We start from the raw sequence: 1140 nt of genomic DNA on the forward strand, positions 1-1140 counted from the left end.
ACATCGGGAACTGCCTCCATGCAGGACAACTCGATGTCTTTTCTTAGCGAATTTAGTGAACTTTATAATCCCCTCTGTGTCTTGTTTCTAGCATTTACCCTGGCACTGGTTGCGTATCCCGTGGGCACAAGGACGTGTTGGATTTGGAAACTGCCTTTTTCAATTGCTTCGACGATCTCTAATGTCCCACAACTCGCCAACAACACCCATTCCATGTAAAGCAAAAAGCGAAAAGGTGTGGGTTGAAACTTGAGCTTTGACAGCATAAGCGATCTTCACGGTGGAAATACGTTCTCATTAAACCGTTCAAGACTTCAAGTATCTACATTCCTTTCGTTGGAACTTTAGCTGTCCCCTCCACGAAAGGAGGAGATCCTCTCCCTCATTCGTGGAGATCAAGAAGCACCAAGTTCGGGATGTGCGTTGATGGAGCGAGTTTTAGGATCAACTCAATCGACAAGCTTCACTTAATCTTCAAGAGGTTGTCAATGCGTCAGCTTGTTTTAGAGCGGCGTGGTGTCACGCCGAAAAGAATTAGTGCGTCTTTATTTGCTTTGATCTTGGGGTGCTTTTTCCTGCCGTTTGTTACGGTCTCCTGCGAGAACCGCCCGATCGAGCAATTGACTGGAATTGAACTGGCAACAGGCACAACGATTACGACACCTGCTGTTCTCGAAACAACCCAAAGTCAGAATCTTCCGCCTGATATTCGAGCTACTTTGGCAGTCGGAGTTGCCGCAGCCGGGGTCGGGATTAGTTTATCGAACTGGAAACGTCGATCGCAGATTGCAATCGGACTGAGTACGGTAGGGGTGTTGCTACTGTTTGCGCTGCGCTCTGAAGCGAATCGGCAATTGTTCCGAAGCGAGATTGCTTATTATGTGCAGGTCTCTTTTGAGTCGGGCTGTTGGCTGGCAGTTCTACCTTTTCTGATTGCTGGAATCTACGATGTCGCGATCGCGCTTGGAAACAGGAGTACTGTGTCTAATCAACAGGAGCGTTAGTACTTAGGGGATGCCTGTCTAGGTGTTAAATCCAGTTCATAGGAAATATCTTGTTCCCTCGATTGCTTGAACGATACAGCAGATGCGATCTCATTTCTGAGCCGCCATTAAAGTGGAGAGATGACCAGTCTCAGCG

2 protein-coding genes are annotated in these 1140 nt (G+C 47.6%); both read left to right on the forward strand.

All coding sequences use genetic code 11. The annotated features are described in order from the left end of the window. A partial coding sequence (locus tag ACQ4M5_RS41735; RefSeq protein WP_430681688.1) for a hypothetical protein occupies nt 1-219 on the forward strand: 219 nt, incomplete at its 5' end. 269 nt (nt 220-488) lie between these two features. Then, on the forward strand, nt 489-1004 hold the full coding sequence (locus tag ACQ4M5_RS41740) for a hypothetical protein (RefSeq protein ID WP_430681689.1): 516 nt from the start codon (nt 489-491) through the stop codon (nt 1002-1004). Nucleotides 1005-1140 lie beyond the last annotated feature (136 nt).

Origin of the sequence: Leptolyngbya sp. AN10 (assembly GCF_050565645.1) — a bacterium.
Classification (GTDB): Bacteria; Cyanobacteriota; Cyanobacteriia; order Leptolyngbyales; family Leptolyngbyaceae; genus Leptolyngbya.